This window comes from Streptomyces sp. yr375, from assembly GCF_900110755.1.
Lineage (GTDB): Bacteria > Actinomycetota > Actinomycetes > Streptomycetales > Streptomycetaceae > Streptomyces.
The window spans coordinates 300,345-313,538 of record NZ_FOFF01000002.1 but is presented as its reverse complement, the minus strand read 5'-3'; the positions used below and the strand labels follow the sequence as shown (position 1 = coordinate 313,538).

The following is a 13,194-nucleotide window of genomic DNA, read 5'->3' as shown; positions in this document are numbered from 1 at the left end:
GACGGAGTGTGACGTGGGCCACGGCGCTCAGGCGCGGGTGGCGGCGGCGAGCGTCTTCCTCAACCCGTCGACGCCGGTCACCTCGATGCGGTCCTTCCCGGCGCGCACCAGACCCGGACCGAGCTGGGTCAGGGCCTTGGTGACGGAGTTGCGGCCCACTCCGATGTGCTGGGCCAGCTCCTCCCTGGTGAGGGAGAAGGAGTGCACGTCGCCGGAGACCTCGACCAGGCGGAGCAGCGCCATGGCCAGTCGTTCGCACACGGAGCCGTCGTAGATGCGGGTCTGCTCCAGCAGTCGGCTGGAGGCCAGCGTGGCAAGGGGATCGGCCAACTGGTGGTCGCGTACGAAGTGGCGGAAGTCCTCGGCGAGAATGAGCGATGCTTTGCATTCGCTCATGGTCTGCACATCAGCCAGGCGCTCTCCGCCGTGCTGGAGCGCCATCTCGCCCAGGATCTCCCCCGGCCGCGGAAGGCGAGCAGCCGCTGCCGCCCGTCGCGGTCCGTGCGGACCACCTTCACCATTCCGCTGATCAGGGCCAGCACATGGGTGCCCGCGTCGCCCTGCCGTAACAGGGTCTTGTCCGCCGGGTAGGTTCTGGGCCGGTGCCGGGTCAGCCCTGCCCACGCCTCGTCCGACACCAGATCCCGGAGGGTCCGCACCGAGAAGACATGATCTTCGCTCATGCGATCACGCTAGGCGAACGGGTGACCGGGCGAGTACGGAATGCGATATCCCGTACTCGCGGTCAGATGATGCGGCCGGAACCGAACGGTTCGGTCAGTGGCTGGAGCCCTCGGTCTCGGTCTCGGTGCGGTCGCCGGACCACAGGGTGTGGAAGGTGCCCTCCTTGTCGGTGCGGCGGTAGGTGTGGGCGCCGAAGAAGTCGCGCTGCCCCTGGATGAGCGCTGCGGGGAGCCGCTCGGCGGCCAGCGAGTCGTAGTAGCTCAGTGCGGAGCTGAAGCCCGGGACCGGCACCCCGGAGAGCGCGGCGGTGGCGACGATGCGCCGCCAGGCGGCCTCGCCCTCGGCGACGGCCTGCGCGAAGTACGGGGCTTCGAGCAGCGTCGCGATGTCCGGGTTCTCGGTGTACGCCTCGGCGATGCGGTTGAGGAAGCGGGCGCGGATGATGCAGCCGCCGCGCCAGATCTTGGCGATGGCGTCCTTGTGGATGTTCCAGCCGTACTTCTCGGCTCCGGCGATGATCGCGTCGAAGCCCTGCGCGTAGGCGACGACCTTCGAGGCGTAGAGGGCCTTGGCCACGTCCTCCGCGAAGCCGGACGCGGAGTCCACCTTCTGTACGTCCGGGCGGGACGTGACGAGCCGTCGGACCGCCGCGCGCTGCGCGGGCTTCGAGGAGACGGCGCGGGCGAACACCGCTTCGGCGATGCCGCCGACCGGGATGCCGAGGTCGAGGGCGTTCTGCACGGTCCACACGCCGGTGCCCTTGGAGCCTGCCTGGTCCAGTACGACGTCCACGAACGGCTGTCCGGTCGCGGCGTCCACCTGGCGCAGGATCTCCGCGGTGATCTCGATCAGGTACGACTCGAGCGGGCCCTTGTTCCAGTCGGCGAAGGTGTCGGCGATGGCCTGCGGCTGGAGCCCGCCCACCGTCCGCAGCAGGTCGTAGGCCTCGCCGATCAACTGCATGTCGGCGTACTCGATGCCGTTGTGGATCATCTTGACGAAGTGGCCGGCGCCGTCGGTGCCCACGTGTGTGACGCAGGGTTCGCCCTCGGCGACCGCGGCGATCGACGCGAGGATCGGCCCGAGGGTCTCGTAGGACTCCGCCGAGCCGCCCGGCATGATCGACGGGCCGTTGAGGGCGCCCTCCTCGCCGCCGGAGATGCCGACGCCCGCGAAGTGGATGCCGGTGGGTGCCATCCGCTGCTCGCGGGCGATGGTGTCCTGGAAGTTCGCGTTGCCGCCGTCGACGATGATGTCGCCGGGCTCGAACCGCTCGGCGAGCTGGTCGATGACCGCGTCCGTGCCCGCTCCCGCCTGCACCATGATGATCGCGGTACGCGGCCTGGCCAGCGACGCGACGAACTCGTCGATCGACGAGGCGGCCACGAAGCCCGCCTCGGGGTGGGCGTCGACGAGTTCTTCGGTACGGGCATGGGTGCGGTTGTAGACGGCGACGGTGTTGCCCTCGCGGGAGGCGAGGTTGCGTGCCAGGTTCGATCCCATCACCGCCAGCCCGACGACGCCGATGTTCGCCACTGCGCTGGTGCTCATCCGGGGGCCTCTTTCGATCAGATCAGTCAGTCGGTCAGTCACTCTGACACTTGGTTAAACGGTTGGTTGGGCAGTCTGTGTCAGTCACTCTGTATCAGAACGTGAGGAGTACTTTGCCCGAGACCGAGGCATCGGCGGCGACGGTGAAGGCCTTCAGTGCGTCGTCGAGTTCGAAGGTGTGGGTGACGACCGGTCCGACGGCCAGGCTCCCGTCGGCCAGCGCCGCGATGACGTGGTCGATCTCGTCGTTGAACCGGAACGAGCCGACCATGCGCAGTTCCCGGGTGATGGCGTGCGCGATCGGCACGGGCTGGTCGCCGTTGGGCAGGAGACCGACCATGACCACCGTGCCGCCCCGGGTGGCGCCGGCGAGGGCGGAGGCGAGACCGCGGTGGTTGCCGGAGGACTCGATCACCACGTCGGCGTCCACGGCGGCGATGCCTTCGGCGTCACCGGCGTGCAGCGTGCGCGTCGCGCCGACGGCGGTGGCGATCTCGAGCGGCTTCGCGTGCAGGTCGACGGCCACGATCTCGGCGGCCCCGGCGCGCGCGGCCACCGCGACGGCGAGCGCGCCGATGGGCCCGCTGCCGACGACCAGGACCCGCTTGCCCCGCAGGTCGCCCGCCTGCGCCACGGCGTGCCAGGCGACGGCGGCCGGCTCGGCCAGGGCGGCGAGGCGCAGGTCGAGTCCCGCGGGCAGGGCGCGCAGCATCGCCGACGGCAGCACGATCTCGCGGGCGAACGCGCCCTCGGTGTGCGGGAACCGGGCGGCCGAGCCGAGGTAGCGCACCCCCGGGGAGAGGTTCGGCCGGTCGTGCGGGTAGCGGGCGTCGGTGTCCTCGTGCGTCGCCGGGTGGACCGCGACGCGGGTGCCCGCGGCCGGTCCGGTGCCGTCGGCCGCCGCCCGTACGACGGTGCCGACCACCTCGTGCCCGAGGACCATCGGCGCCCGCAGCACGGACTGCCCCACGGCGCCGTGCCGCCAGTAGTGCAGGTCCGAGCCGCAGATGCCGCCGTAGGCGACGGCGACGACCGCCTCGCCGGGCCCGGGCGGGCGTACGGCGATCCGCTCGACGCGGAGGTCGTCGGCGCCGTGGGCGACGACCGCGATGGTGGCCTCGGGGGTGGCGTCGGGGGTGCTGCTGGAGGACATGGGTGTTCCCAATCTCGCGGGGCGGCTCTCAGACGACGACCGTCATGCCGCCGTCGACGAAGATGATCTGGCCGTTGACGTAGTCGGACGCGCTGGACGCGAGCCACACCGTGGGGCCGACGACGTCGGTCACCGTCCCCCAGCGCCGGGCGGGGGTGCGGCCGAGGATCCAGGCGTTGAACTCGTCGTCGTCCACGAGCTTCTGCGTCATCTCGGTGTGGATGTATCCGGGCGCGATGCCGTTGATCTGCAGTCCGTCGCCCGCCCATTCCGCCGTCATGGCCCGGGTGAGGTTGCGCAGGGCGCCCTTGGCCGCCGTGTAGGGGCCGATGGTCGGGCGGGCCAGGTCGGTCTGGACCGAGCAGATGTTGATGATCTTGCCGGTGCGGCGCGGCAGCATCCGGCGGGCGACATGGCGGCCCACGACGAAGGCGCCGGTGAGGTCGGTGTCGACGACGCGCCGCCAGTCGTCGAGGCTGACGTCGACGAGGGGTTCGCGGTGCTGGACGCCGGCGTTGTTCACCAGGATGTCGAGGGGGCCGACCTCGGACTCGATCGACGCGACGGCCTCCGCCACGGCGTCCTCGTCGACGATGTCGAAGGCGCGGGCCGCGACGCGTTCCTCGCCGAACCGGGCGGCGAGCGCCGTGCGGGTCGCTTCGAGGCGGTCCGGGTCGATGCCGTTGAGCACCAGGGTGGCCCCGGCGTCGGCGAGTCCCGCGGCGATGCCGAGTCCGATGCCCCGGCTCGATCCGGTGACCAGGGCGACTTTGCCGGTGAGGTCGAAGGGGGACGTCATGTGCGTAACTGTCTTCCTGGTCAGGGGAGTCGGGGCAGGGGCAGGGGCGGGGGAACCGACGGCGCCGGTCAGTAGAACTCGACGGTGTTCACGCGGTTGAGCGGGCGCTGTCCGTCGAGGAGCCGGGTGGCGTTGGCGGCGAAGAGTTCGGCGATGCGGCGGTCCTCCGCGGCGTCGAGCGCGGCGGTGTGCGGGCTCACGAGCACGCGCTCGTGGTCCCAGAGCGGGCTGTGGGCGGGCAGCGGTTCGGTCTCGAAGACGTCCAGCGCGGCGAAGCCGATCCGGCCCGAGTCCAGGGCTTCGAGGAGGGCCGCCTCGTCGACGACGGTGCCGCGGCCGACGTTGACGAGGGCCGTGCCGGAGCGTACGGCGTCGAAGAACCGCTTGCCCAGGAGGTGTTCGGTCGCCTCGGTGCCGGGGAGCGTGTTCACGACCGCGTCCACGGTGGCGGCCACCTCGGTGATGCGGTCGGGGTGGATCACGGTGGCGACGCCGGGGACGTCGACGTCCCTGCGGCTCGTGCCGATGACCGTCGCGCCCAGCGCGTGCAGCGCGGCGGCGACCTGCCGGCCGATCCCGCCGAGGCCGAGCACCAGCACGGTCTGCCGGCTCACCTGGCCCATCGTCCAGCGGCCGCTCCACTCGTGGTCGCGCTGCTGGCGGGTCAGGCGGGGCAGGTCCTTGGCCGCCGCGAGGACGCCGAAGACGGCGAACTCGGCGAGCGGACGGCCGTGCACTCCGGCGGAGGTGGTGAAGAGGACCCGGTCGAGTTCGTCGGCGCTCAGCCCGGCGGCCTTGACCTGGCCGCCTCCGCCGGCGGCCATGGTGTGCACCCAGCGCAGGCGGGGGTTGGCCCGGACGGCGCGTGCGAGGGCGGCCGGGTCGACGTCGGGGATGCCGTACAGGGCGTCGGCCGAGTCGAGGGCGGCTTCGTAGACGCGCTGTTGGCGGGGGGTGCGCTGCCAGGCCGGGTCGCCCGAGAAGTCGGCGGGCCAGCGCATCGGCGGGAGGACGGAGTGGTCGACGACGAGGTCGATGCGCGGTTCCAGCTCCCGGATGCGCGCGCAGTTCTCCTCGGACAGCGGTGCGGCGACGGCGACGCGGAGGCGCTCGGGCACCGGACCGTGCCCGGTCATCGGGCGGCCTTGTTCCGCAGCGCCTCGACCTCGGCGTCGAGCGCCGCCTCGCGGGCGACGATCTCCTCGACGGCCTTGAGCGCCTCCTCGGCGCGGTGCGGCGGGATGACGATGACGCCGTCCCCGTCGGCGGCGACGATGTCGCCGGGGTTCACCACGACGCCGCCGATGGCGACGGCCTCGCCGATCGTGCCCGGGCCGTTCTTGAACGGCCCCGCCGGGGTGAGCCCACGGGCGAAGACCGGCACGCCGAGCTGCTCGATGATCGCGGCGTCGCGGACGTATCCGTCGACGACCGCGCCGACCGCGCCGTACACCGCGAACCGCTGGGCGAGGTTGTCGCCGACGATCGCGCGGCCGTCGTAGCCGAACGCGTTGATGACGAGGATGTCGCCGGGGCGGATGTGGTCGAGCGCGGCGATCACGGCCTTGTTGTCGCCCGCGACGGTGAGCACGGGGAGCGCCCTGCCGACGGCGCGGGCGCCGTTCCAGACCGCCGAGATGCCGCCGTCGACGATGTTCAGCCGGTCGAGGGCGTCACCGAGGTTGGCGACGGAGTGGGCGCGGAACCGGTCGAGCAGCGCCTCGTCGACGCGTTCCCACGAGGTGTTCACACGCACGTTGTCCTGCACGTAGTGCGGTACGCCGTCCTGCACATCGTCGTGCGCGTTGGCCTGGGTCATGGCGGTCTCCCTGGGGGTGGGTCCCGGCTGGGTGGAGGGGGTGGGTCTGGGGTGGATCCCGTCCGGAAAACGAGAAAGCTTTCGCGTTTTGGGGGTCAGTCTGCATGCATCCGGGCCGCAAGACAAGGGGCGACCTGCGCGGCGACGGCCTGCGCGGAGGGCGGCGACGAGACCGGGAGCGCGATGGAAGCGGAAGGTTAACGTGGGGGCAACACAGATCCTTGACCGCGCTCAGAATGCGAATCTATTCTCATTCGCGATTCGAGTCGCATTCGGCTCCGGCGTTGTGATGACCCGCCGCAGAGCCACGCGACCCCCCGAGGCGCCACCGCCTTCCCCACACAGGACCCACAACATATGGGTGCCCCTCGGCACTGGATCGACCGCCGGCAGCGACCACGTTCCACGCATGTCTCTCAGGACTCCGTCCCCGGGTCCGCGACACCGAAAGTGAACGCGAATGACAACGTCAGATCGGCTCGACACCACTTCAGATCGCCCCAAGACCGCGTCGGAGAAGCCCGACGCGGCAGCCGTCGACGTCGTCACCGCCGACGGCAAGGTCGTCCGCAAGGCCACCATCGCGGGCGCGGTCGGATCCTTCGTCGAGTGGTACGACTACGGCATCTACGGCCTGCTCGTCACCTACCTCGCGCTCAACATCATGGGAGAAGCCGAGGCCGGCGGGCTGTTCCTCACCAACGTCGGCTTCCTGATCAGCTTCATCGCCCGCCCGTTCGGCAGCGTGATCTGCGGCTACCTCGGGGACCGGATCGGGCGCAAGAGCCTGCTGGCCACCCTCCTGGTGCTGATATCCGGGGCGACCGCGGCCATCGGCCTGATCCCCTCCCACAGCGTCATCGGGGTCGCCGCGCCCGCCCTGCTCGTCCTGCTCCGGGTCCTCCAGGGCTTCTCCGCCGGCGGTGAGGTGGCCGGCGCGATGTCCTTCGTCGGCGAGTACGCGCCGGACGCGCGCCGCAACTACATGATGAGTTTCATCGCCGTCGGCTCGTTCATCGCCCTGATGTTCGGCAGCGCCTTCTCCGCCATCCTCATCACGACGCTCGGCAACGACGCGATGACCTCGTGGGCCTGGCGGGTGCCGTTCCTGCTCGCCGTCCCGCTCGGCTACGTCGGCTTCTACATCCGCCGCCAACTGGAGGAGACCCCGCACTTCGTGGCGCTGCGCGCGCAGAACACCGTGGCGCGCAACCCGCTGCGCGAGGCCCTGACCTCCAAGCGCCACCTGAAGGCGATCGCCCTCACGATCTTCCTGCCGGCGCTCAACGGCCCCGGCTACTACCTGCTGTTCGTCTACATGCCGACCTACTTGAAGACCTCGCTCGGCGAGCACAACTTCTCGATGCTGCGGGCGCTCACGGTCACCGCGTTCAGCCTGGTCGCCATCGCGGTCTGCATCCCGCTCATGGCCCGGCTGTCGGACCGGATCGGCCGCAAGCCCGTCCTCACGATCTCCGCCGTCGCGACGGCCGTCGTCGCGTACCCGATGTTCCGGCTCATCACCACGGGTGAGTTCGGGCTCGCCTGTATCGGCACCATCGTGCTCGCGATCGCCTTCTCCGGGCACGCCGCCGTCGTGCACACCGTGCTCGCCGAGATGTTCCCGACCAGCGTGCGCTACTCCGCCTACAGCATCGGGTTCAGCATCTCGACGATCATCTTCGGCGGCAGCGCGCCGCTGCTGATGACCGAGCTGATCAAGTCGACCGGCTCCAACCTGGTGCCGGCGTTCGCCGCCATCATCACCGCGCTGATCACACTGGTCACCATCGCCTTCCTGCGCGAGACCAAGGGCCGGCCCCTCGTGGCCCGCTGAGCCGCCTCACCCGCCCCCACACACCAGGAGAAAGCATGGGTATCAACTCCGTCGCCGTCGTCGCCGACCTCGGCGAGAGCTTCGGCAACTACACGATCGGCGACGACGGCGCCCTGCTCGGGCTCGTCACCTCGTCGAACATCGCGTGCGGCTTCCACGCCGGCGACCCGCGCATCATGGACAAGACCGTCGCCGACTGCGTCGAGCGCGGCATCGAACTGGGCGCCCACCCCGGCTACCCCGACCTCGTCGGCTTCGGCCGCCGGCTCATCGAGGCGACCGAGGAGGAGATCCGCACCGACGTCCTCTACCAGCTCGGCGCGCTCGACGCCTTCGCGCGGGTGCACGGCGGCACCATCAGCCATGTCGCCCCGCACGGCCGGATGGGCTCGATCGCGCAGACCGACGCCAAGCACGCGCGGGCCATCACCGACGCGATCGCCGCGTACAACACCGACTACATCGTGATCTGCCAGCGCGGGCTGCTCGCCGAGGAGTCCCGCAAGCGCGGTCTCGAGGTCGGTTACGTCTTCCTCGCCGACCGTGGCTACGGCGACGACGGCATGCCCGTGTCCCGCTCGCACGAGGGCGGTCTGATCCACGACCCCGAGCTGATCGGCCGCCGGTCCGCGCAGGTCGTACGGGAAGGCACCGTGCTCTCGGTCGACGGCAACGTGGTGCCGCTCGGCCACGACGCCGACGTCCTGCTCCTGCACGGCGACCACCCGTCCGTCCTCGCGAACGGCATCGCCCTGCGGGCCGCGCTCGACGCCGAGGGCATCAACGTCACGGGCCTGCGGGACGTCCTCGCCGAGAAGGCAGCGAAGGGAGCGGAGGCCGCTCTCGCGCGCTGAGGCCGGGCGCACGATCAGGCGATGACCAGATGACCACAGCACCGTACGGCGCCGTCACCGTCGAGCCCTTCGGGGACTCGGCGGTGATGGTGACCATCCCCCACACCGACCAGGCCGTCCGCAGGGCCGGCATCGTCGCCTTCCGCGACCGGTTCCTGGCGAACCGGCCGCACGGCGTGCTCGACGTCGTCTCCGGTCTCGAATCCCTGCTCATCGAGTTCGACCCGCTGCAAACCGCGCTCCCGCACGTGGAGTACGCGGCCCGTCTGGTGGCACGGTGGGCGCCGTCGCCGTCGGACGGTCCGGCCGGTTCCGCCGGTTCGCGGGCGGTGCGGGCGTTCGCGATCCCGGTGGTCTTCGACGACGAGGACGGGCCCGATCTGGCGTCCGTCGCCGAGGAGACGGGCCTGACCTCGGCCGAGGTCGTCGAGGCGATCGCCGGGTCCACGTTCACGATCGCGCTGCTCGGCGCGGCGATGGCCCCGATGATGGACGGGCTCAAACTGCCCAGGCCGGTACGCCGGCGGGCCGAGCCGCGCACCGACGTCGCCCCCGGCGCCATCATGATCGCCGGGACCAACGCCATCATCCAGCCGTTCCCCGGCCCGACCGGCTGGCGGGTGGTCGGGCGCACCCCGCACACCATCGTCGACATCTCCCGCCCGGACCCCGTCTCGTTCGGCACCGGCGACACCGTGCGCTTCGTCCCCGTCAGCCGGGCCGAGGCGGCGGCGCTGGACGCCGGTTTCCTGCTGCCGACGGAGGAGTCCGTATGAACACCGTGGCGCTGGAGATCACCTCCGCCGGCTGGATCACCACGTTCCAGGATCTCGGCCGCCGCGACACCGAGCGGCGCGGCGTCCCCACCGGCGGCGCGGCCGACCAGCACTCGGCGACGGTCGCGAACCTCCTCGTGGGCAACCCCCGCGAGGCGACCCTGATCGAGAACCTCGGCGGCGAACTGGCGCTCGTGCCCGACGCCGACGTCCTGCTCGCGGTGACCGGCGCCCCCGCCCTGGTCACCGTCGCGGGCTGCCCCGCCGACAGTTGGTCGCCGCTGGTCGTGCCGGCGGGACACGAGGTCCGGGTCCGCAGCGACCTGGCGCGCGGCGCCCGCACCTATCTGGCCGTGCACGGAAAACTGAACACGCCGACCCTGCTGGGCAGCGCCGCGCCGGACCCCCGGATGGGGTTCGGGCAGACCGTCGCCCGGGGCTCGCGCGTCCTGCTGGACACGGAGTTCCGGGGTTTCGGCCGCCGGCCGTTCCAGCCGGCGCTGTTCCGGCTCCCCGTGCCCGTCCCGCGCTTCGACGACGGCCCCTGGGTCGTCGACGTCGTCCCCGGCCACGGGATCCATACGATCCCCGGGATCCGCGAGGTGATCGAGGAGGCGACGTACACCGTCACCCCGCGCTCCGACCACGTCGGACTGCGGCTCGAAGGACCGGTGCGCCACCCGGACTCCGACACCGAGATCGTGTCCCACGGCGTGCCCATCGGAGCACTCCAGATCCCGCACGCGGACGAGCTGATCGTCCTCGGCCGGTACCGGAGCCTGACCGCCGGCTACCCCATCGTCGGGGTCGCCGCACGGGTGTCCCTGCCCCTGCTCGGGCAGGCCGCACCGGGGCGGCGGCTGCGGTTCCGGTGGACCGACCGGGAGAGCGCGCTGCGCCGCTTCGCGCACCGCGAGGCCGAGGTCCGCGCCCTCGGACACGCGACCGCCGAGGCGTTCGGCGCGCTCGGCTTCCGGGTCCCCTTGCCCGACACGAACTGAGAAGATATTCTCACTTGACGTTTCATTCTCGTATGGTCCATTCACGCATGACTCATGGAGGAGGACCGGTGGCGACGCCGAACGGCACAACCGCACTCATCACAGGCGCCGGCAGCGGGATGGGCCGCGAGACCGCGCTGCTGCTCGCCCGGGACGGTGCCGCCGTCGTCCTGGTCGGCCGCAGGCAGGACGCGCTCGACGCCGTCGCCGCCGCGATCCGCGCCGAAGGCGGCACCGCCCTCGCCCTGGCCGCCGACATCACCCGCGCGGCCGACGTGACCCGGGTCCTGGAGCGGGTGCGGGCCGAACTGGGCCCCGTGGACGTCCTGGTGAACAACGCGGGCAGCGCGTCGTCCGTGCTCAACCCGCAGTGGCTCCCCCACGAGGAGTGGCGCGAGGTACTGGAGGTCAACCTCACCGCGGTCTTCCAGCTCAGCCAGGCCGTCCTGCCCGACATGCTGGAGCGCGGCGCCGGGACCATCGTCACCGTCTCCTCGCTCGCCGCGGTCACCCCCAACCTGCTCGGCGGCGCGGCCTACGGTGCGGCAAAGGCCGGTGTCCGCAACTTCATGACGTTCCTGCACAACACGTTCCGCAACCAGGGGCTGCGGGCGATCACCGTGCTGCCCGGCGAGGCGGACACCCCGATCCTCGACAACCGCGCCCGGCCCCCGAAGCCGGAGGAGCGGGCCCACATGGTGCAGCCGGAGGACGTGGCCGAGGCCATCCGGCTGGCCGTCGCCCTGCCCCAGCGCGTCGTCCTCCAGGAGATCGTCGTCGCCCCCACCCGGCAGCGCGACACCTCGGGCGACCTCGAGATCAGCCGTTGGGCGGGCGCGCCCGCCGGCGCCGCGCCGCAGGCCTGAACATCCCACTACCAGGAGGAGAGGGCATGCCCCCCACCGTCACCACGCACCCCCCGCTGTTCGGCCCGGCGACCGCCGTCGCCCGGATCGAGGCGGCCTCCCGCCGGACGCAGCAGCCGCAGTCCAAGGGCGACCTCGTCTCCCTCGCCATGGGCGAACCCGACTTCGACACGCCCCCTCAGGTGACCGAGGCGGCCCACGCCTCGCTCCGCGCCGGGCGCACCCACTACTCACCGCTGCGCGGCGAACCGGCCCTGCGCGACGCGCTCGCCGAGAAGCTCACCGGGATCGCCGGGGCGCCGGTGTCCGCCGCCGACATCCTGATCACGCAGGGCGGCACCGCCGGTCTCTCCGCGGCGATCCTCGGCATGGTCGACCCCGGGGACAAGGTGGTCGTACCCGACCCCACCTACTCCCTGTACGCCGACCTGGTCGCGATGGCCGGCGGCACCGTCGTCCCCGTGCCGCTCGGGCCCGACCTGCACTGGGACCTCGACCGGCTCGCCGACGCGCTGACGGACGCCAAGCTCTTCGTCTTCTGCAACCCGGTCAACCCGACCGGCATCGTGCACAGCCGCGAGGAGCTCACCGCGCTCGCCGACCTGCTCGACGGCACCGCCACGATCGTCATCTCCGACGAGGCGTACTCCGACCTCGACTACACCGGGCGGCCGTTCACCTCGGCGATCTCGATCGACGGTCTGCGCGAGCGCACGGTCTACTGCCAGACGTTCTCCAAGAGCTACGCCATGACCGGCTGGCGCGTCGGCTACCTCTGGGGGCCGCCGTCGCTCATCGACGCCGCCGCGCGCATCCACAACACCTTCAACGGCTCGGTCAACACCGTCATCCAGGACGCCGCGCTCGTCGCGGTGCGGAGCTGCGACGAGGACGTGGCCCGGATGCGCGCCGCGTACGTGGAACGCGGCGAGATCATGCGGCGCGAGCTGGCCGCCGTCCCCGGCCTCACCCTCAGCGCGGCGGAGGGCGCGTTCTACCAGTTCCCGCGCTACGACGTCGACCTGCCCTCCGTGGACGTCGTCGCGGCGCTGCGCGCGCACGGGGTCGCCGTGCGGCCCGGCAGCGAGTTCGGCGCGGCGGGCGAGGGACATCTGCGGCTGTCGTACGCCGCCGGTCCGCAGGCCATCACCGAGGGTGTCCGCCGGCTGGCCGACGGTCTCGCGGCCCTACGATGACCGCTGTCCCGTCCGAGGCGAGGAGTCGTCCCATGCGTCCCATGCGCAGTGACACCGAGCGCAACCGCCGACAGCTCATCAAGGCGGCGGCGCGGCTCTTCGAGAACTCGCCGACGCCCGTCAGCCTCGCCGAGATCGCCAAGCACGCCGAGGTGTCCACCGCGACGGCCTACCGCCACTTCTCGTCCGTCGAGGAGATCCTGCACGCCTTCCGCGCCCAAGTGGGCTCCGAACTACAGGACTTCAGCGCCCGGCAGACCACCCGGGGCATGGCGAGACTCGACGCGGTGTCCCGGTACTGGGTGTCGCTGGTGCTCGAACACGGCGGCGCGATGGCGCAGATGCGCTCGCACCGCGGCTATCTGGAGCGGCTGCGCGAAGGCACCGGCTACCTCGCCCCACAGGCCGAGGCGCTCGCCGAGCCACTGCGGCAGACGACCGAGGAACTCGGCCTCGGCGACCTGGGCGACGAAGCCCTGTACCTGTGGAACGCCCTGTTCGACCCCCGCGACATCCTCGACCTCATCAAGACCGGCCACACCGAGAACGAGGCGGCGACCCGCTTGGTGGCCGCCCTACGCGGCGCCCTGATCGGCTGGTCCACCCCGGAACCCGACTGAGACGTCGTACGGCCGGGCGGACGGGCGGGCGGGACGGG

14 protein-coding genes are annotated in these 13,194 nt (G+C 71.6%); 7 read left to right on the top strand and 7 right to left on the bottom strand.

Going from position 1 to position 13,194, the window contains the following annotated elements:
• Positions 1–27 precede the first annotated feature (27 nt).
• From BMZ82_RS41515 to BMZ82_RS03875, 7 genes are all read right to left on the bottom strand, one after another.
• The gene (locus tag BMZ82_RS41515) at positions 28–396 is read right to left on the bottom strand and encodes a Crp/Fnr family transcriptional regulator (RefSeq protein WP_256251743.1); all 369 of its coding nucleotides are present in this window, start codon (positions 394–396) and stop codon (positions 28–30) included.
• Positions 393–683: a Crp/Fnr family transcriptional regulator gene (locus tag BMZ82_RS41510; protein WP_256251742.1), complete on the bottom strand. Its 291-nt coding sequence runs from the start codon at positions 681–683 to the stop codon at positions 393–395. The genes BMZ82_RS41515 and BMZ82_RS41510 overlap by 4 nt, the downstream gene beginning before the upstream one ends.
• A 94-nt stretch (positions 684–777) precedes the next feature.
• The gene (gndA, locus tag BMZ82_RS03895) at positions 778–2,235 is read right to left on the bottom strand and encodes an NADP-dependent phosphogluconate dehydrogenase (protein ID WP_093771632.1); all 1,458 of its coding nucleotides are present in this window, start codon (positions 2,233–2,235) and stop codon (positions 778–780) included.
• A gap of 94 nt (positions 2,236–2,329) precedes the next feature.
• The gene (locus BMZ82_RS03890) at positions 2,330–3,388 is read right to left on the bottom strand and encodes a zinc-binding dehydrogenase (protein WP_093771630.1); all 1,059 of its coding nucleotides are present in this window, start codon (positions 3,386–3,388) and stop codon (positions 2,330–2,332) included.
• Between the two features lie 28 nt (positions 3,389–3,416).
• Positions 3,417–4,187 (bottom strand): SDR family oxidoreductase, encoded by a 771-nt coding sequence (locus tag BMZ82_RS03885; protein WP_093771628.1) that lies wholly within the window; start codon positions 4,185–4,187, stop codon positions 3,417–3,419.
• Positions 4,188–4,255: 68 nt separating this feature from the next.
• Complete coding sequence (locus BMZ82_RS03880; protein WP_093771626.1) at positions 4,256–5,323, bottom strand: D-2-hydroxyacid dehydrogenase; 1,068 nt, start codon at positions 5,321–5,323, stop codon at positions 4,256–4,258.
• On the bottom strand, positions 5,320–6,006 hold the full coding sequence (locus BMZ82_RS03875; RefSeq protein WP_093771624.1) for an RraA family protein: 687 nt from the start codon (positions 6,004–6,006) through the stop codon (positions 5,320–5,322). Before BMZ82_RS03875 ends, BMZ82_RS03880 begins: the two co-directional genes overlap by 4 nt.
• A 460-nt stretch (positions 6,007–6,466) precedes the next feature.
• Between BMZ82_RS03875 and BMZ82_RS03870 the strand changes: the two genes are divergently transcribed.
• The 7 genes from BMZ82_RS03870 to BMZ82_RS03840 all read left to right on the top strand — a co-directional run bounded on the left by BMZ82_RS03870 (position 6,467) and on the right by BMZ82_RS03840 (position 13,156).
• Positions 6,467–7,843, top strand: coding sequence for an MFS transporter (locus BMZ82_RS03870; RefSeq protein ID WP_093771622.1), 1,377 nt, complete (start codon positions 6,467–6,469; stop codon positions 7,841–7,843).
• A 35-nt stretch (positions 7,844–7,878) separates the two neighbouring features.
• Positions 7,879–8,697 carry a LamB/YcsF family protein gene (locus BMZ82_RS03865; RefSeq protein WP_093771620.1) on the top strand — a complete coding sequence of 273 codons (819 nt, stop codon included), beginning with the start codon at positions 7,879–7,881 and terminating at the stop codon, positions 8,695–8,697.
• Positions 8,698–8,726: 29 nt separating this feature from the next.
• Positions 8,727–9,473, top strand: a complete 747-nt coding sequence (locus BMZ82_RS03860) for a 5-oxoprolinase subunit B family protein (RefSeq protein ID WP_093771618.1) — start codon at positions 8,727–8,729, stop codon at positions 9,471–9,473.
• On the top strand, positions 9,470–10,474 hold the full coding sequence (locus tag BMZ82_RS03855) for a 5-oxoprolinase subunit C family protein (protein WP_093771616.1): 1,005 nt from the start codon (positions 9,470–9,472) through the stop codon (positions 10,472–10,474). Before BMZ82_RS03860 ends, BMZ82_RS03855 begins: the two co-directional genes overlap by 4 nt.
• A gap of 68 nt (positions 10,475–10,542) precedes the next feature.
• Positions 10,543–11,340 carry an SDR family oxidoreductase gene (locus BMZ82_RS03850; protein WP_256251741.1) on the top strand — a complete coding sequence of 266 codons (798 nt, stop codon included), beginning with the start codon at positions 10,543–10,545 and terminating at the stop codon, positions 11,338–11,340.
• 26 nt (positions 11,341–11,366) lie between these two features.
• Positions 11,367–12,536 carry a pyridoxal phosphate-dependent aminotransferase gene (locus BMZ82_RS03845; RefSeq protein ID WP_093771612.1) on the top strand — a complete coding sequence of 390 codons (1,170 nt, stop codon included), beginning with the start codon at positions 11,367–11,369 and terminating at the stop codon, positions 12,534–12,536.
• Between the two features lie 41 nt (positions 12,537–12,577).
• Positions 12,578–13,156: a TetR/AcrR family transcriptional regulator gene (locus tag BMZ82_RS03840; protein ID WP_093771892.1), complete on the top strand. Its 579-nt coding sequence runs from the start codon at positions 12,578–12,580 to the stop codon at positions 13,154–13,156.
• The last annotated feature ends 38 nt before the right edge of the window (positions 13,157–13,194 follow it).

Excerpts from the sequence above, each read along its gene's own strand:
- BMZ82_RS03890 (WP_093771630.1), bottom strand. The coding sequence starts at position 3,388 with ATGTCCTCCAGCAGCACCCCCGACGCCACCCCCGAGGCCACCATCGCG.
- BMZ82_RS03885 (WP_093771628.1), bottom strand. The coding sequence starts at position 4,187 with ATGACGTCCCCCTTCGACCTCACCGGCAAAGTCGCCCTGGTCACCGGA.
- BMZ82_RS41510 (WP_256251742.1), bottom strand. The coding sequence starts at position 683 with ATGAGCGAAGATCATGTCTTCTCGGTGCGGACCCTCCGGGATCTGGTG.
- BMZ82_RS03845 (WP_093771612.1), top strand. The coding sequence starts at position 11,367 with ATGCCCCCCACCGTCACCACGCACCCCCCGCTGTTCGGCCCGGCGACC.
- BMZ82_RS03875 (WP_093771624.1), bottom strand. The coding sequence starts at position 6,006 with ATGACCCAGGCCAACGCGCACGACGATGTGCAGGACGGCGTACCGCAC.
- BMZ82_RS03840 (WP_093771892.1), top strand. The coding sequence starts at position 12,578 with ATGCGCAGTGACACCGAGCGCAACCGCCGACAGCTCATCAAGGCGGCG.
- BMZ82_RS03860 (WP_093771618.1), top strand. The coding sequence starts at position 8,727 with ATGACCACAGCACCGTACGGCGCCGTCACCGTCGAGCCCTTCGGGGAC.
- BMZ82_RS03855 (WP_093771616.1), top strand. The coding sequence starts at position 9,470 with ATGAACACCGTGGCGCTGGAGATCACCTCCGCCGGCTGGATCACCACG.
- BMZ82_RS03865 (WP_093771620.1), top strand. The coding sequence starts at position 7,879 with ATGGGTATCAACTCCGTCGCCGTCGTCGCCGACCTCGGCGAGAGCTTC.
- gndA (WP_093771632.1), bottom strand. The coding sequence starts at position 2,235 with ATGAGCACCAGCGCAGTGGCGAACATCGGCGTCGTCGGGCTGGCGGTG.
- BMZ82_RS03880 (WP_093771626.1), bottom strand. The coding sequence starts at position 5,323 with ATGACCGGGCACGGTCCGGTGCCCGAGCGCCTCCGCGTCGCCGTCGCC.
- BMZ82_RS41515 (WP_256251743.1), bottom strand. The coding sequence starts at position 396 with ATGAGCGAATGCAAAGCATCGCTCATTCTCGCCGAGGACTTCCGCCAC.
- BMZ82_RS03870 (WP_093771622.1), top strand. The coding sequence starts at position 6,467 with ATGACAACGTCAGATCGGCTCGACACCACTTCAGATCGCCCCAAGACC.